We start from the raw sequence: 15,861 nt of genomic DNA on the forward strand, positions 1-15,861 counted from the left end.
ATTAAATATACTTGAACAAACTCAAATCTTGCACTTGAGAAAATGTTTTCCGCGTAGCTTCTAATAACATTTGGTTTTGAGCAAAATCACTTAAAGCCGACGCGTAATCCAAGTCTTGTAATCCTGATAAGGTTTTAGCGTACTGCAATTTCAAGTCTTCAGTTGTATCTTTTACCGAGTCAGTTTCGAGCATCCTTGAGCCCAGTGATGCTTGTGAGGTTACTATATTCCCTAGGGAATTGGACAAATCCGACAACGCGGTATTCAATTGATTTTGAAATGCTGCAGCCCCGGTTGCACCAACTTGATATGAATTCAGCGCAGTCGACAGTGCACCGATTGTTGCAAACAAATCGACATGAGTACTTGGCTTAACTGAAAACTGATCGCCAGCACTTGGGCTTCCTTTTACATTCATTTTCACACCAAAATCCCATGCAGGAACCGCAACAGGATCTGTCGCTAATTGTTTGAACTCAATATCACCATTCTCTGCATAAACTCGAGGTAATGCTGTACCGGGCGCGCGAGGTACAGTTGCGCCATCAATCAAAGAAACATTAGTGGTCGTGTTTACTAAATCGTAAGTTGTAATTGTTTTACTAGCGTTCGCAGGATCGGGCAGAACTTGAAACTGAATACTGAAATCACGCGGCGCAGGTGCTAATTGCCATTTCTTAGGATCCAGTACCTCACCAGGACTGACGATACCACTCCCCGTATTGGCAGAGTTATAAGCCGTAACAAAAGTACCATTCCCATTTTTAATTCTTTGAAAGATGTCACTGCCGGACTCTGAAATCGGTAGTTGTCTGCCATCAGAAATTTGCACTAACCGTTTACCATCATCCCCGTTATAGCTAACTTGGCCGAAAGCGCTTTCTGTGAATGGTTTCGTATCTCCCCTAAACCCAGAAAACAAATAATTACCCTGTCCATCGGTTGTGTTGGCCAATCCAAGTAACTCTTGGTATCGGCCTTGTAATTCAGCATCCTGCATTTTTTTTTCTGATGCAGTGAGTGAGGGGTTCCCCGCAGCAACTGCAAGCTGCTGAATATTTTGAATAGCTGCGGTCACTTGATTTAATGTAGACTCACTCAAGCGCATAAATGAATCTGCTGCGGCACTATTTGTTGCGTACTGCTCGTTAATTGATTTAGCTTGTGAGATATCTAGTACTCGAGCAGATGCGATTGGATCGTCCGCTGGAGTCAAAATTTTTCGCATAGACGATAATTGAGCCTGAAGCTTAGCTTGATCAGCTTGATGCTGTTGTAATGCAGCACTACTTCTATTAAACAATGTGGTGGTTGCAATGCGCATTTTAATTTACCCCTAATTTAGTCCAGACTTATCGTCCTAAATTAACAATCTCGTCAAACGCCTTTTGAGCGATCTGAATCACTTTGCTTGAAGCTTGATAAGCTTGCTGATAGCGAAGTAAATTTGCAGCCTCTTCATCTAAATTCACAGCAGAAACTGAATCTCGACTACTCTCAGCATTAGCCAACAACTTATCCTGCGCTTTAGACATAATAGTCGCTTCACTGGTTTGCGTACCTACCGTTGCTACCATTCGGCCATAAGACTCTTGGTATGTAGCTGTATTTCCATCCAAAATTCGAGTCGTCTGCAATTTACCCAAAGCAAGCGCGTTGCGATTATCAGAACTTGCAGTGCTAACGTTTTTTTGCACCGTCACACTATCACCATTTGCTGGCAAACCATCTAACTTCATTGTCCAACCGTTGTAGCTAATTGTCGCCCCTGCTTTATATGGCACATTACCAACTACTGCCGGCACAGCCCCAGCAACGGTAAATGCCATTCCAGACGGAACAACCGAGGCATCAGGTACAAATGTCAATGTTACCGGGGTAAATAAATTTGGATTTAACGATGGGTCCGTCGTGACCGAAGTTTGCGCGACAGGATCTGGCTGGGTAATTTTTAATGTCCCGGTATTTAACGCAGCAGGGGCTTTAGGCTCAACCGCAACAACAGGACCGGCTGCAGCAATTTCACGCGGATCAGTAATCTTGATCCCCATTTGATCGATAAAACCTTTGAGCGGCATAATGGTAAATCGATCGCCGGCAGCTGGCACTGCTGTTAAAGAGAGCGACAAACCAGTTGCGGTAGAAAAACCTGCAGGCGTAGTCAGCGCTGCTGCCTCGGCAGGCAGTAAAGTATATTTACTGCCGTCACTCAAATTAGCCAATGTATAGTTGGTACCATCATATGCTAACTCATAATTACTCGTAGTTAGCTTTGATATATCTTGGATATAACCAGTAAGGCTTGCAGTCGCAGGAACGGTGTTATTTGCGTTTGGACGCACCACCCCAATTTTTGGCACATCGATGCCCGCTGCCAAATTAGTCGTTGGATAAGACCAAAAGTCTTGACCCAAATTTCCATTTAAGTCTTGACCTGCTTTATGTTGCTGATTGAATGTATTCACCATACCAAGCGCAGTACGCTCTAAACTATTTTGCGCCAAATCCAAAGATTGACGACGGTAATCAAGCAAAGCCCCTAATTGACCGCCACTGACCAAATTATCAGGTAACAAAATAGAAGTGCCGTTTTGCTCATAACTAATCGACATACTTTCAGGATCTGCAGGATTTGGCACTGCGCCCAAAGTATAAGTTTGAGAACCAACCACTAAGCCTTGGCCATTTCCGACAAACAAATTAATTGACCCATCACTCAGCGGCAGTGATGTGGTTTTAATTAACTTGTTTAAATCTCGCACTAATAAATCACGTTGATCTAATAAATCATTCGGCGGCTGCCCACTACTTTGTGCCACCACGATTTTATTATTCAGATCACTCACTTGTGCGGCATAGGCATTAATACTGCTGACCGTATTGCTAATTTCGCCATTTAGAGCAGCACGCTGCTCATTAAGGCGCTGAGAAAATACCTGAAAGCGATTCACCAAGGTTTGTGCACTTGACAACATTGCCTGACGTGACGGCGGATTCGCAGGATTGGTTGCAACATTCTGTACCGACGAAAAAAAATCTTGTAACGCCGGCGAAACCCCTGCCGTAGGATCTGCGACAATATTATTAATTTCAGCCAAATGAGATAGGCGCGTATTTTGATAACTCGACTGCGTTTGTGCTACTTCAACGGCTTTGGTCAAAAATTGATCGTAGACCCGAACAATCGAATCAACTTTCACTCCTAAGCCATTAAAACCACTACCGGACAACTGTGGAAAAGGCGCACTTTGTCGAATGCCTTGCCGTGAAAAACCATCTGTATTCACGTTGGCAATATTATGCCCGGTGGTCGTTAAACCCAAATTAGCGGCATTTAAACCAGAAACGCCAATACCAAATACAGATGAGGCCATGATTCTTTACTCCTATCCTTACTTATCGGCGTTAAGCGCCCAGTCTTGAGTTATTAACACCTAAACGGGCGGCAACACTATCAGCCACACGTGCTAATTTTTGGGCGTATTGCGGATCCGTCGCATAGCCATCTTTTGCCAGCGCTTTGGCAAAACCAATCGCATCACCACCTTGACCCAAGGCATCGCCAAATCGTTTTTTCATCAAACTCGCATAATCAGCAAATGCTTCAGCGTAAGAATCATATGCACGAAATTTCTCAATTCGTTTTTGCGACACGCCATCGACAAACTCTGTCGTCAACACATCCGTGGTTTTGCCTTTCCAACTCGATCCCGCTTTGATACCAAATAGATTAAATGAATCTTTACCGGCCGCATCATTGATGGTTTTCTTGCCCCAGCCGGTTTCTAACGCCGCATGAGCCAATAAAATATGGGGCGCGACGCCTAAGTCGGCGGCGACCGTTTGGGCTACACCACTTAGCTTACCCAGAAAATCGCCAACGGCAGAGACTGCTTTATCGGCAACACTCGGTAATGTAGCGGCAGATTTTGCCGTTAAGGGATTCATTTTATTAGCGAAGGAAAAATCAAATCCACGTGCATTAAATGGATCAGCGCCACGGCGCTGAACTTGCTTTAATAGACTTGGATTTTGTTGGACCTGAATTTGCCGAGCGATCATATCTGCCAAGCCTAAACTGCCTTTGCTCGACCACATTTGAGTCAACTGCTGATCATGCATGCCACGGAACATTTCTACGCCACTGCTTTGATTCATCCCATCTGTTGGGTTTGCTGAGCGCATTGCAGAGAGCATTTGTTGCATCAGCAAGGCTTCAAATTGCTGCGCAACGGCTTTAGTTCCCTCAGCAGAATCCGCACGATTTGCCGCACGAATTTTACTGACCGCAGTTGGGTCAATTGCCAATGTGTTCTGAATCGCATTGCTAGCAGATTTCATGATGCGGCTCCGGTGCCCAATTTGCTTTGACGACTCAATTTAAAGCAAGGAACGTGCCGACATTAAGAATAAAATCATGAATATAAAATTAGATTGGGTATATCGCAGAACATCAGCACATAGAAGATCTACAATCACATACCCAGGTCAAATCACTTCAAGTGTTGCATTTAATGCTCCGGCAGCCTTCATCGCTTGCAAGATAGCCAATAAATCCTGCGGCGTTGCGCCCACTGAGTTTAAAGCTCGCACAACCTGATTCAGCGAGGTCGCCTTCGGCAACTTCACCACAGGGCCTTTACCCGTTTCAATATCAATTTCAGCGTTCTGCACCCGTTGCGGACGTCCACCCACTACCGCATTCGGCTGCGCGACTTGGTTATCTGCAATAATCGTTACCGTCAAATTGCCATGCGCAATCGCACACGCTTCAACCGTGACAGCCTGATTCATCACCACAGAGCCAGTTCGAGCATTAATTATCACTTTCGGATTAACAGGCGCAGGCACCACATCAATCGTTTCTAATCGTGCAAGAAATGCCACACGCTGATTGGGATCTTGTGGCGCACGAACTTGAATTACACGGCCATCCAACGCAGTCGCCACCGCGCCAATTTGAGTATTAATTGCATTAACCACACGGCTTGCCGTGGAAAAATCAGTTTTCAGCAACTCAAGCTGAACAAATTCACCATTTCCCAATAAAGTCGGAACCGCGCGCTCGACTGTTGCACCAGCAGGGATCAGACCGGTTGCAAGCTGATTCACTTGAACACTAGTACCCGCAGCCGCGGCACCGGCACCTGCAACCACCAAATTACCTTGGGCCATCGCATAAATTTGACCATCTGCGCCCTTAAGGGGGGCCATCAGCAAGGCTCCACCACGTAAACTGCGCGCGTTACCGATCGAAGAAACAACAACATCAAGCGGTTGCCCCGGGCGAGCAAACGGCGGCAATGTCGCAGTGACTGTAACCGCAGCTACGTTTTTTAATTGCAAATTACCACCCGATGGCACCTGAATGCCCATATTAGTGAGCATATTAATGATGGACTGAACGGTAAACGGCGTTTGCGTCGTTTGATCACCCGTACCATCCAAACCGACCACTAAGCCATAGCCTGCTAGTTGATTGTTTCGCACGCCAGCAAAACTTGCCAGCTGCTTTAGTGGTTCTGCCATGCTTGAGAGCGAGAGCACACACAGTGTTACTGCAACAATCACGCGATGCATACGACTTCCCTTTACGATCAGCATTAAAATGGCCATACCGACATAAATGCACGCTGCATCCAGCCCATGGTATTGGCATCTGCAATCGGTCCTTGCCCCACCTGCTCAATACGGGCATCGGCGACACGCGTCGATGAAATCGTATTTCCCGCTCGAATATCGTTTGGATTAATGACACCAGTAAAACGAATTAGACTGGTTTGTCCATTCACTGCAACTTGCTTTTCACCTCCAATAGCAAGATTGCCATTGGCCAAGACATCCACGACGGTCACGGCAATGGTGCCCCTAAATGTGTTCGAACTATTGGTTTGACCTTTACCTGCAAATGTATTGCTCGTCGTCACATCTGCACTCGCATTCAGCATTTTATTGATAAAGGCAGGCATATAAGGTAAGTCAGTTTTACCACTTAAAGCCAAAGTGCCACTTTTATCTGCGCCACTATTGGCCGAGCTGACGGCAGATAGATTTTCTTCAATATTAATAATCACAACATCGCCGATACGACGCGCATTGGGCTCTTGAAACAATAATTTAGCCGTGTTGGCTTGAAAAATAGAACCATTATTATTGTGCGTCACGATGTCTTGCTGGGGTCGCGCAGTGACAGGCTGCGTCACAATCGACTGCGGCGCGATACAAGCACTCAAAGTCATCACCAACAATAGCGATGCAAGTAAACGTAGCTTAATCAATTTATAAAGTACCCAATTTTTGCAACATTTCATCAGAAGTACGCACTGATCGCGAATTCATTTCGTACGCACGTTGCGCTTGAATCATATTAATCAACTCTTCGGTCACATTGACATTAGACGCTTCAACGTAGCCTTGATTAATCGCCCCTAGGCCATTAGTTCCAGGAGTACCCACAGTCGGCGCACCACTAGCTGCCGTTTCAAGGAATAAATTTTCCCCCACCGCTTGCAACCCCGGCGGATTAATGAATGTAGCCAGCTGAATATTACCTAGTTGCACTGGCGCAGCTGAATCATTATTAATGATGGCTGAAACAGTACCATCTTTAGCAATCGTCACCTTCGTCGTGCCTTGTGGCACTTGCAAAGCAGGCTGCAGTGGGTAGCCACTCGATGTCACCACAGCACCTTGGCTATCGACTTGGAATGTACCATCACGCGTATAGGCGGTGGTGCCATCCGGCTTGGCAATTTGAAAAAATCCCTGTCCATTAATTGCCATATCTAATGGACCATCAGTCAACTGCAAGCTGCCTTGCATAAATTGCCGAGCCGTTGCTACAGGCCGCACACCCGTTCCTACGTCCAAACCTGTTGGTAGTTGAGTTTGCTGACTGCTCGCCGCGCCAGGCTGACGCAGGTTTTGATAAAGTAAATCTTCAAAAACTGGGCGTTCACGTTTAAAGCCATTGGTGCTGACGTTCGCCAAGTTATTGGAGATTACATCAACATTAAACTGCATGGCGTCCATGCCCGTTTTACCGGTCCAAAGCGAGCGAATCATCGTTTTCTTATCCTATTTTAACCATTGAGCGTCAGCAAAGACGCCGCTGAGCGCGAGTTTTGTTCTGCCGTTTGCAGCAATTTAATTTGCATATCGTAATGACGCTGCGTCGAAATCATATTTACCAATTGATCGACAGCATTCACATTGCTGCCTTCAACCCCCCGCACCGCCAAACGAACATTAGCGTCTGCCTGAGCCGCTTCACCATTGCGCCTGCGGAACAGGCCATCCAGACCTTTTTCCATTTCAGCGGCTGGCGGATTGACCAATTTCAGTCGCCCCACCTCAACTGTTTGAGCAGGATTACTTAAATCGACGGCAGAAACAGTACCATCTGCTGCAATAGAAGGCTGAGTATTCTCTGGCACTGTCAACGGGCCATTTTCGCCTTCAACCACTTGCCCAGCGAACGTTTTTAACAAGCCCGTCGCATCAACAACAAAACTACCATTACGGGTATAGGCTTCGCCCGTCGCGCTTTGCACCGCAAACCAACCCTCCCCCATCACTGCAGCGTCGAGTTCACGCCCCGTTTGCTGAAAAGCACCGCCAGATAAGTCAGCCCCAGTATCTTGCTCAATGGCAAACGCTCTGGTGGGTAAGCCTGGCCCTCCCAAGACGGGAACGGCTCGAAAGGCGGCCAAATCCGCACGAAAACCGGTCGTTGCGGTATTAGCTAAATTGTTGGCAACAATAGACTGGCGAAACTCCGCTTGCTTGGCACCAGTCATCGCAACATAAATGAGACGATCCATATCAACCTAATTAGCGTAAGTTAACGATGGTTTGCAAAATCGTATCTTGCGCCTTGATCGTTTGTGAGTTGGCTTGGTAATTTCGCTGCGCGGTAATCAAATTAACTAATTCGCTCGTCAAATCAATATTTGAATCTTCCACTGCAGCCGATTGCAATGCCCCTGTACTACCCGAACCAGGCGCATTAGTGAGCGGCTGACCTGAGGCAGAAGATTCAGCCCAGCGGTTATCCCCCAAAGGCTGCAAGCCCTGCACATTAGTAAACGAAGACAACACTACTTGTGCGACGTTTCTTGTTTGCCCATTCGAATAGCGACCTTGCACCATACCGTCTTTGCCCACAGAAATCCCAGTCAAAATACCGTCGGTATAACCATCTTGGGTCAGAGAGTTCACCGAAAAAGGGCTACCAAATTGAGTGGATTTATCAAAGAACATTTGAAAATTCAGACCATTTGAACCGTTATTCAAAGCAGCAGCGGTCACGTTAAAGGTTGAGCCCCCCACTGGCAAACCAATCGGACGGCCATTGGCGTCAAAAGTTAATCCCGTTGACAATGGCGTCGCCGCAGGTACTTGTGGTCCTAAAGTCCCATCGGCATTCACATCTTTACCATCTAATGCATAGCGAACCGTCCAAGTGCTGGTCGGAGGTACGGTGGGTACCGCAGGCGGAACGTCTCGACGAAAGTAGAACGTTTGCGTATGCGTACCACCCAAAGAGTCATACACCGTAGCTGAAGTAGAATAGTTATAAGTAGTTGGATCCGTTGAAGAAAACACCGTTGTTGCGGGAATTACTTTGTCATTGGCATTCAAATTCAAACCCAAATTCAAACCCGCACCAGTTACACCAGAACCGCCTGTTGGTCGGGCGCCAATGTTTGAAAATTGAAGTTGAATCGGTTGCGGTGTTGAACCCGCCAACACTAAGCCTGTACCTTGATTCACAGGCCAACCAGTCAAAAACTGGCCGTTATTGACAATAAAACCATTTTTATCTAACTGAAACTGACCATTTCGCGCATAGCTAATTGAGCCAGTCGGGTCCTGCATTCTAAAAAAACCATTCCCAGTGATCGCAATATCCAAAGGACTATTGGTTGAGGTCGTGTTACCTTGGCCAAACTGCTGAGCGATGGTCATTGTCTTGGCACCAATCCCCGCAATATTGCTCGACGCTCCAAACGTGCTTGCATAAATATCGGAGAATTCTCCACGAGAACCTTTAAAGCCGACTGTATTGGCATTAGCGACGTTATTCCCGATCACATCGAGACTTTTCGCTGAGACATTTAAGCCACTCAAGCCTTGTTGAAAACCCATGATATTCCCCTAATCGTTATGCGTTCGTACTAGCGCTGGCGGAGCGAATTTGAATCACATCACCAAAACCTGTTTTACCGCCGTTGGCCAAATATACCCCAACGCCACTACTACCAAATTCAACTGATTTGGCTACCTGCCAAGTTACCGTTTCTAAAGCAATTTCCTTGCCATCTTTTTTACCTTTTGCAGCAACGGTGTAATCACCCGCAGCAAACACACTGCCATCGGCTTTTTTGCCGTCCCATTCTAGTTGCGCCAAGCCTGTGGCAGAACTATTCACCGGCAGTTTTGCAACCTCAACGCCATCTTTATCAAATACGCTCAGCGTTACTTCACTCGCACCTTCCGGGATGACAACCCGCAAATCTGCTTTATTGCTACCGTCAAAATGGAAGCCTTTGCCGGGGGTGAGGACTTCTTTGCCGATCAAACCTGCCGCCTGCATCACTTGCGTGCCGGCATACAAGGATTGCATTTGATTCATCGTCTCGTTGAGCTTACCAATTCCAGTAACAGTATTGATTTGCGCCATCTGACTAGTGGTTTGCGCATTGTCCATTGGATTCATCGGATCTTGCGTTTGCAATTGCTTCACTAGCAATTTCATAAAGGTATCTTGCTGCTTTTCAGCTTCGGTTCGAGTCACTGTCTTTTTGGTATTCAGTGAGGTGTAATCAAAATTACTACCGATCGTTGCCATGATAAAACTCCTTAAGCCTGACCAATGCTCAGCGTACGCATCAGTAATGTTTTGGCGGTGTTCATAACATCCACATTCGTTTGATAACCACGCGACGCTGAAATCATATTGGTCATTTCTTCGACCACACTGACGTTTGGCATTGCTATGTAACCATTGGCATCAGCAAACGGGCTCTTCGGGTCATAGACCAAACGCGGGGGCGCTTGATCTTCAATGACGCCAGCTACTTTAACCCCAACCGCAGAGCTAGAGTGGGTATTAACTGGAGCAGCTTGAAATACAACCTGTTTAGCCCGATACGGTTGACCATTAGAACTAGTCACCGACTCAGCATTCGCTAAATTACTCGCCACCACATTCAAACGCGCCGACTGCGCATTCATTGCCGAAGCGGCCACATCAAACACACGAAACAATGACATCAGCGTTTTCCTTATTGGCCCGTCAACGCGGTTTTCATACTCTCAATCCGTCGTGTCATAAAGGTGACTGCGGCCTGATAGCGAATCGCGTTATCGGTAAATTCTTTCATTTCGGTATTCATATCGACGGTATTACCGTCAACGGAGGGCTGTTGCTCGTTACGGTACTTCAAAGCCGGCGCAAACAAATCGACTACACCCGCTGGCTGCAAATGGCGAGCATGTGTTGCTTGCAAAGGCTTCGTCGCACCACCTGTTCGAGCCGCTTCAAACGCAGCTTTAAAGTCAATATCGCGCGCTTTGTAATTGGGCGTATCGGCATTCGCAATATTGGAACCTAAGATTTCTTGGCGATGACCGCGCAATTTAAGGGCGGTTTCTTGGTTGCGAAAATAATCGTCGAGACGGCCTAGCATAGACAAACTCCAAGTTGGTGACTTAACACAAGCAGGAAGTGTGCCAATAAAAAAAGCCAAGCTAAGCTTGGCTTTTAAGCAGTTTTTTTGATGATTTAAATATCACAACGGCAAGAGTTGCCGAGAAAAGAATACGAAATCAATATGCCAATACAACACAAGGCAGATCACTTCAAATCAATGAAATTGCAATTGAATTTGCTGTTTCGCAATCGCTGCGGCGCTTTGCAAAACCGCATGGACCGTACCACGCTGCGCTGAAGAAGCGGGCTGCCAATCCGTAACTGGTTTACGGGCGTTGCCATGGCAAATTACAATTTGAAACCAGCCTTCCATCTCGGTTGAACGAGCGGACGGACGAGCTTCTACATCAAAATCAAACATACGATTAGTCATCTATGGACTCCAAACTAAGTGGCCTTGCGAACTTTGTTATTTTTCGGTCGCACAGCCAAACCCGCCCAAAAGCCGGACGGTAAAGCACCAAATAGAAGAGCACCACGTTCAGGATGAACTTTGCAGAAAAGCTGAGGAGGCTTGCTGGGGAGAACTACTAAAACACAGGGCAATCGTCACAAACTGTGGATTGCGTAAATGTGCTCAATCAAATCAGTGCCGCGAATATACGGCAAGCAAAGATCAAAGTCAACACTTAATGTCAACAAAAAATAGAAGCCTAAAATTTAAATTTTTGATTTACATAGCAAAATAAATTTGGCATCGTGCGGCGCACAATGCCAAACCTGCAAAAATCAATACTCAACACCACGCGGCAAATCTTTAGCTTCAGCAATCCATTTTTCTACTTGCGCCAAGCTTGGCGTGCTACCAGCGAGTTTTTTGGCTTCGTTGGTGCTTGCTAGCGCCTCTTGCAAATTCTGTGCATTACGGCGTGCCAGTTCAGCCACCGTATCAACACCAGCAGCTTCAAGCAATTCAGCAAACTGCCCTGCTACACCATGAATACGAAATAAGTCAGCGTGATTAACCCATTTCAAAATTAATTTACCCGCAATGCCTGTCTGCGTTGCCAAAGCTTCACGACCTTTTGGTGTATTACCCGCGGTCAGCAAGGCTTCCACCGTTGAAATACCGGCTTCTTTCAGTTTTGCCGCGTAGGTTTCACCAACACCTTCGATATCGATAATTGCCGTCATGCTATTGATTCTCCACGTTCGTCTTTGAGTCTTGCTCGAGTTCAGTGAGCGGCTTCACCACCCACTTTAAACTATCATCTTCTGGATGCTTACCAATTGTAAAGCCCAAATGTTTCATAAATGTCAGCATCGTCTTATTGCTGGTCAACACTTCCCCTTCAATCACCGACAAACCCATATCGCGGGCGGCAACAAACAGCGCGCCCATCAAGCGACCGCCCAAGCCCAAGCCTTGCCATTGATCGCTAATCACTACGGCAAACTCGCAACTATCGCGATCTGGATTGGCGGTAAACCGAGCCACACCAATAATTTCGGTTCCGGCACTGGTCTCTACGGTGGCAACAATGGCCATTTCGCGGGTGTAATCCAACTGCGTAAAGCGCGCCAGCATCGCTTGCGGCAAGGATTTCAGCGTACTCATGAAGCGGTTATAACGACTTTCATCAGATAATTTACTAATGAAGAGCGCAATCAAATCGGCATCCTCCGGCCGAATCGGGCGCAAAACCATCGGCAAGCCGTTTTTCAACTGCGTAATTTGCGCCAAATGCGCTGGATAAGGGTGAATCGCCATATGGCTATAGCGGCGCGCATTTTCCGGAATCGGCGCAACCACAATTCGTGCATCGACTGCGACCACGCCGTGTTCATCAGCGACTAAGGGATTAATATCAAGCTGTTGAATTTGCGGAAATTCGCAGACCATTTCTGATACCCGCAACAGCACCGATTTAATCGCCGCCATATCAACGCCGGGTAAATTCCTAAATGGCGCAAGCATTTTTTTTACACGAGTACGACGAATCAAGTTTTCTGCAAGGTATTCATTCAGAGGCGGCAAAGATACTGCGATATCATTAAATACCTCTACAGTTACCCCACCATGACCAAAGGTAATCACAGGCCCGAAGGAATGATCGCGACCAACCCCAATCATCAGCTCACGACCTGATTTTTTGCCGTGCATCGGCTGAATGACCAAACCACGCACATTTTCAGCCCCCAGCTGCTCTTTCGCGCGCGCTAACATTTTGCTCGACTCAGTAGCGACCTGAACCAAACTAGTGAGATTGAGCATCACGCCATCGATATCGGTTTTGTGCACAATCCCTTTGGCATCGATTTTCAGCGCGACCGGCAAACCCAAACCCATCGCCGCTGATACCGCATCATCGGCGCTTTGCGCGCGGATCGTTAAGGTCACAGGAATATTGAACGCACGCAAAATCGCCTTCGACTCCACTTCATCCAATACTTCACGCCCACTCGCTAAAACCGAGCTAATAATCATCTGCGCGGTTTCGAGATCAGGCGCTTCCATTTCTCCCAAGGGACTCGGCGTTTGCACTAACAACTGCTGATTGTATTGCCAGCTCGCCAGCGAATAAAACACTTCCACCGCGCTTTCTGGTGCATTAAAAAACGCCGTTTGTGCTTTGGCCAGCATTTTGCGGCTAGCGTCAATTTTTTTGCCGCCAACCCAAGCTAACAACAGCGGTTTATCCGATGTTTTACGTAGTGCAATCATCGCTTCGGCGGTCGCCATGTCATCAGTGCCAACTTGTGGTGTAAATACGACTAACACACCATCGATATTGGGATCTTTCAACACCAGCTCAGTCGCTAGTTTGAAACGCTCGGCGTTGGCGTCGCCCAATACATCAACTGGATTTTGTAAGCTGCTTTGTACCGGCAAAATCGTTTTTAATTGTGCCATCGTTTCTGGCGTCAACTTTGGTAATTCGATATGTAAATCGCGAGCGCGATCCACTGCCATCAAACCTGCGCCAATACCATTGGTCAAAATCGCCAAACGACGACCTTTGGTACGATAAGTACCGTCGAGCACGCGAACGGCAGTAAACAATTGATTAATCGAACGCAGTCGCAACACACCCGCACGTTTCAATGCCACATCAAAGACATCGTCGTGCTTAATTAAACGCTCAGAATGGGTGCGACCGAGCTTGACGTCATCGTCATAGCGACCCACTTTCAAGGCTAAAACGGCTTTCGAACGCGATGCAGCACGCAGCGCCGACATAAATAAACCAGCATCTTTTAAGTCTTCGATATAAAGCAAAATAGCCTTGGTCTTGGGGTCGGCCACCAAGTAATCGAGTACATCGCCGACATCAATATCCGATGCCGAACCGAGTGAAACCACCGATGAGAAACCCACATCATGCAGCTCGGCCCAATCTAAAATCGCCGTTGTCACCGACGAAGATTGTGACACCACCGCCAAGCTGCCACTTTTAATTTTGCCTTTGAAATTGGCGGCGAGTAATTTGCTCGGCGCGCGGCAGTAGCCAAAAACCGTCGGGCCCATAATGCGAATATTTAATGACTTGGCAAGCCGCAAAATTTTGTCGAGCAGCTTTTGCCCCGCTTTATCATTGCCGACAAAGTCACACGACATAATGATGATATGGCGGATACCTTGCTGACCACAGGCTTCGACTAATTTAAGTAATGTTTTGCTCGGAGTAGTCAAAATCGCCAAATCAATTGGCGTCGTAATTTTGCTCACTGTCTTAACGGCAGGCAATCCAAACACCGTTGAATGCCGTAAATTGACGGCGTGTAACGCGCCAGTAAAACCGCCCTCGATCAAATTTTGCATCACCGAACAGCCTACAGAGCCAACCGTTTCTGATGCGCCAATCACCGCGATTGAGCGAGGGTCAAATAATGGGGCAAGGTAATGAGCTTTCATGGTGTCTAACCTTTATCAAGGACACTAAATTGTACCGTGTGTTTCATTATGGCAGACAGATATTGCGGTGCAATATTTGTGCTTTCCCTAAATTTTCATGTCGCCGAACTATCAAGTGACCCAAGGGAAAGCTATAATCCTCGGGTTTATTTCCCCTACTCAGGATTGTGCACCATGGACATCAGCAAGATCCCAGCAGGTAAAAACCTGCCAGAAGACTTTAACGTCATCATCGAAATCCCAGCCAACGCACCGCCAGTAAAATACGAATTCGATAAAGAATCAGGCGCGATCATCGTTGACCGCTTCGTGGGTACCTCAATGTCGTACCCAATGAACTACGGTTTTGTGCCACACACTTTGTCATTAGATGGTGATCCGGTTGATGTTTTGGTTTACACCCCATTCCCATTAGCTCCTGGCATGGTCATCAAATGCCGCGCCGTGGGCGTATTGGGCATGGAAGACGAATCAGGCCAAGATGCCAAAGTCATTGCGGTGCCAGTACCAAAAGTGTGCGCAATGTTTGCACACATCGAAAAACTGGAAGACATTCCAGAATTGCTCTTGGCTCAAGTAAAACACTACTTCGAGCACTACAAAGATCTAGAAAAAGGCAAATGGGTTAAAGTGACAGGCTGGGGCGATAAAGCTGCTGCCGAAGCTGAAATCATGACTAGCTTTGAGCGCGCACAAAAAGCTTAATTGCGGGCTAAGCGATAAAAAGCCGATCAATTGATCGGCTTTTTTAATGGGTATTACCAGCAAGATATTTATATAAAAAGCCTAGGACTCAATACCTAGACTTTTTGATAAGTCACAAACGCATATTCAATGCCATTGGCTGAAATATTCGACTCACGACTTACTTCCTGCCAATGCAATAAATCAAACTCAGGGAAAAACGCATCGCCCGCGGGGTTCAAGCTCACTTCAGTCAAATACAAAGTATCCGCGAGCGCCAAGCTTTGCTGATAAATCTCGCCACCACCAATGACAAATACTTGTTCACATCCGCCAGATTTGGCCGCCGCAATCGCCGCGTCGATTGAAGCAAATGGCGTTGCACCTGCTGCCTGATAATCTGCATTACGGGTAATCACCCAATGCGGACGCCCCGGCAACAAGCCGGGCAATGATTCAAACGTTTTGCGCCCCATAATCATCGGGCAGCCCATCGTCAGCGCTTTGAAATGCTTAAGGTCTTCTGGCAAGCGCCATGGCAGCTGATTATTGATCCCGATCACACGGTTTTTGCCAACTGCAGAAATAATCGCCACTTGCATAC

At 46.9% G+C, this 15,861-nt stretch carries 16 protein-coding genes; 1 reads left to right on the forward strand and 15 read right to left on the reverse strand.

From position 1 onward, the window contains the following. Window position 1: 1 nt before the first annotated feature. From flgL to GM173_RS07295, 14 genes are all read right to left on the reverse strand, one after another. Complete coding sequence (flgL, locus tag GM173_RS07230; RefSeq protein WP_203570689.1) at window positions 2-1,324, reverse strand: flagellar hook-associated protein FlgL; 1,323 nt, start codon at window positions 1,322-1,324, stop codon at window positions 2-4. A 28-nt stretch (window positions 1,325-1,352) separates the two neighbouring features. Beyond that, window positions 1,353-3,374 (reverse strand): flagellar hook-associated protein FlgK, encoded by a 2,022-nt coding sequence (flgK, locus tag GM173_RS07235; RefSeq protein ID WP_203570690.1) that lies wholly within the window; start codon window positions 3,372-3,374, stop codon window positions 1,353-1,355. A 31-nt stretch (window positions 3,375-3,405) separates the two neighbouring features. Then, a complete protein-coding gene (gene flgJ / locus GM173_RS07240) occupies window positions 3,406-4,341 on the reverse strand; it encodes a flagellar assembly peptidoglycan hydrolase FlgJ (protein WP_203570691.1) in 936 nt (311 codons plus the stop codon). Between the two features lie 147 nt (window positions 4,342-4,488). Next, complete coding sequence (locus GM173_RS07245; RefSeq protein WP_308439585.1) at window positions 4,489-5,604, reverse strand: flagellar basal body P-ring protein FlgI; 1,116 nt, start codon at window positions 5,602-5,604, stop codon at window positions 4,489-4,491. Then, window positions 5,604-6,278, reverse strand: coding sequence for a flagellar basal body L-ring protein FlgH (locus GM173_RS07250; protein WP_239078416.1), 675 nt, complete (start codon window positions 6,276-6,278; stop codon window positions 5,604-5,606). Before GM173_RS07250 ends, GM173_RS07245 begins: the two co-directional genes overlap by 1 nt. A 1-nt stretch (window position 6,279) precedes the next feature. Continuing rightward, window positions 6,280-7,065, reverse strand: a complete 786-nt coding sequence (flgG, locus tag GM173_RS07255; protein ID WP_203570693.1) for a flagellar basal-body rod protein FlgG — start codon at window positions 7,063-7,065, stop codon at window positions 6,280-6,282. 17 nt (window positions 7,066-7,082) lie between these two features. Then, on the reverse strand, window positions 7,083-7,823 hold the full coding sequence (locus GM173_RS07260) for a flagellar basal body rod protein FlgF (protein WP_203570694.1): 741 nt from the start codon (window positions 7,821-7,823) through the stop codon (window positions 7,083-7,085). Between the two features lie 10 nt (window positions 7,824-7,833). Continuing rightward, the gene (gene flgE / locus GM173_RS07265; protein WP_203570695.1) at window positions 7,834-9,150 is read right to left on the reverse strand and encodes a flagellar hook protein FlgE; all 1,317 of its coding nucleotides are present in this window, start codon (window positions 9,148-9,150) and stop codon (window positions 7,834-7,836) included. 16 nt (window positions 9,151-9,166) lie between these two features. Next, on the reverse strand, window positions 9,167-9,853 hold the full coding sequence (locus tag GM173_RS07270; RefSeq protein ID WP_203570696.1) for a flagellar hook assembly protein FlgD: 687 nt from the start codon (window positions 9,851-9,853) through the stop codon (window positions 9,167-9,169). An 11-nt stretch (window positions 9,854-9,864) separates the two neighbouring features. Next, a complete protein-coding gene (gene flgC, locus GM173_RS07275) occupies window positions 9,865-10,278 on the reverse strand; it encodes a flagellar basal body rod protein FlgC (RefSeq protein WP_203570697.1) in 414 nt (137 codons plus the stop codon). A gap of 11 nt (window positions 10,279-10,289) precedes the next feature. Continuing rightward, window positions 10,290-10,694, reverse strand: coding sequence for a flagellar basal body rod protein FlgB (gene flgB, locus GM173_RS07280; RefSeq protein ID WP_203570698.1), 405 nt, complete (start codon window positions 10,692-10,694; stop codon window positions 10,290-10,292). Between the two features lie 177 nt (window positions 10,695-10,871). Then, window positions 10,872-11,090: a hypothetical protein gene (locus GM173_RS07285; protein ID WP_203570699.1), complete on the reverse strand. Its 219-nt coding sequence runs from the start codon at window positions 11,088-11,090 to the stop codon at window positions 10,872-10,874. A gap of 356 nt (window positions 11,091-11,446) precedes the next feature. Next, window positions 11,447-11,851 (reverse strand): DUF4332 domain-containing protein, encoded by a 405-nt coding sequence (locus tag GM173_RS07290; protein ID WP_203570700.1) that lies wholly within the window; start codon window positions 11,849-11,851, stop codon window positions 11,447-11,449. 1 nt (window position 11,852) lies between these two features. Then, entirely contained in the window at window positions 11,853-14,573 is a 2,721-nt protein-coding gene (locus GM173_RS07295) for a bifunctional acetate--CoA ligase family protein/GNAT family N-acetyltransferase (protein ID WP_203570701.1), read from the reverse strand. A 174-nt stretch (window positions 14,574-14,747) separates the two neighbouring features. Between GM173_RS07295 and ppa the strand changes: the two genes are divergently transcribed. Then, window positions 14,748-15,278, forward strand: coding sequence for an inorganic diphosphatase (ppa, locus tag GM173_RS07300; protein WP_203570702.1), 531 nt, complete (start codon window positions 14,748-14,750; stop codon window positions 15,276-15,278). 95 nt (window positions 15,279-15,373) lie between these two features. Here ppa and GM173_RS07305 read toward each other — a convergent pair whose 3' ends face one another. Further along, complete coding sequence (locus GM173_RS07305) at window positions 15,374-15,859, reverse strand: dihydrofolate reductase (RefSeq protein ID WP_203570703.1); 486 nt, start codon at window positions 15,857-15,859, stop codon at window positions 15,374-15,376. Window positions 15,860-15,861 lie beyond the last annotated feature (2 nt).

The sequence above is a fragment of the Deefgea chitinilytica genome (genome assembly GCF_016881405.1).
GTDB lineage: Bacteria > Pseudomonadota > Gammaproteobacteria > Burkholderiales > Chitinibacteraceae > Deefgea > Deefgea chitinilytica.

What these genes read in the sequence shown, in the direction of transcription:
- flgC (WP_203570697.1), bottom strand. Translation starts at nt 10,278, where the DNA reads ATGTCATTGTTTCGTGTGTTTGATGTGGCCGCTTCGGCAATGAATGCG.
- flgE (WP_203570695.1), bottom strand. Translation starts at nt 9,150, where the DNA reads ATGGGTTTTCAACAAGGCTTGAGTGGCTTAAATGTCTCAGCGAAAAGT.
- GM173_RS07260 (WP_203570694.1), bottom strand. Translation starts at nt 7,823, where the DNA reads ATGGATCGTCTCATTTATGTTGCGATGACTGGTGCCAAGCAAGCGGAG.
- flgB (WP_203570698.1), bottom strand. Translation starts at nt 10,694, where the DNA reads ATGCTAGGCCGTCTCGACGATTATTTTCGCAACCAAGAAACCGCCCTT.
- GM173_RS07295 (WP_203570701.1), bottom strand. Translation starts at nt 14,573, where the DNA reads ATGAAAGCTCATTACCTTGCCCCATTATTTGACCCTCGCTCAATCGCG.
- GM173_RS07245 (WP_308439585.1), bottom strand. Translation starts at nt 5,604, where the DNA reads ATGCTGATCGTAAAGGGAAGTCGTATGCATCGCGTGATTGTTGCAGTA.
- GM173_RS07290 (WP_203570700.1), bottom strand. Translation starts at nt 11,851, where the DNA reads ATGACGGCAATTATCGATATCGAAGGTGTTGGTGAAACCTACGCGGCA.
- flgJ (WP_203570691.1), bottom strand. Translation starts at nt 4,341, where the DNA reads ATGAAATCTGCTAGCAATGCGATTCAGAACACATTGGCAATTGACCCA.
- GM173_RS07270 (WP_203570696.1), bottom strand. Translation starts at nt 9,853, where the DNA reads ATGGCAACGATCGGTAGTAATTTTGATTACACCTCACTGAATACCAAA.
- flgK (WP_203570690.1), bottom strand. Translation starts at nt 3,374, where the DNA reads ATGGCCTCATCTGTATTTGGTATTGGCGTTTCTGGTTTAAATGCCGCT.
- flgG (WP_203570693.1), bottom strand. Translation starts at nt 7,065, where the DNA reads ATGATTCGCTCGCTTTGGACCGGTAAAACGGGCATGGACGCCATGCAG.
- flgL (WP_203570689.1), bottom strand. Translation starts at nt 1,324, where the DNA reads ATGCGCATTGCAACCACCACATTGTTTAATAGAAGTAGTGCTGCATTA.
- ppa (WP_203570702.1), top strand. Translation starts at nt 14,748, where the DNA reads ATGGACATCAGCAAGATCCCAGCAGGTAAAAACCTGCCAGAAGACTTT.
- GM173_RS07285 (WP_203570699.1), bottom strand. Translation starts at nt 11,090, where the DNA reads ATGACTAATCGTATGTTTGATTTTGATGTAGAAGCTCGTCCGTCCGCT.
- GM173_RS07305 (WP_203570703.1), bottom strand. Translation starts at nt 15,859, where the DNA reads ATGCAAGTGGCGATTATTTCTGCAGTTGGCAAAAACCGTGTGATCGGG.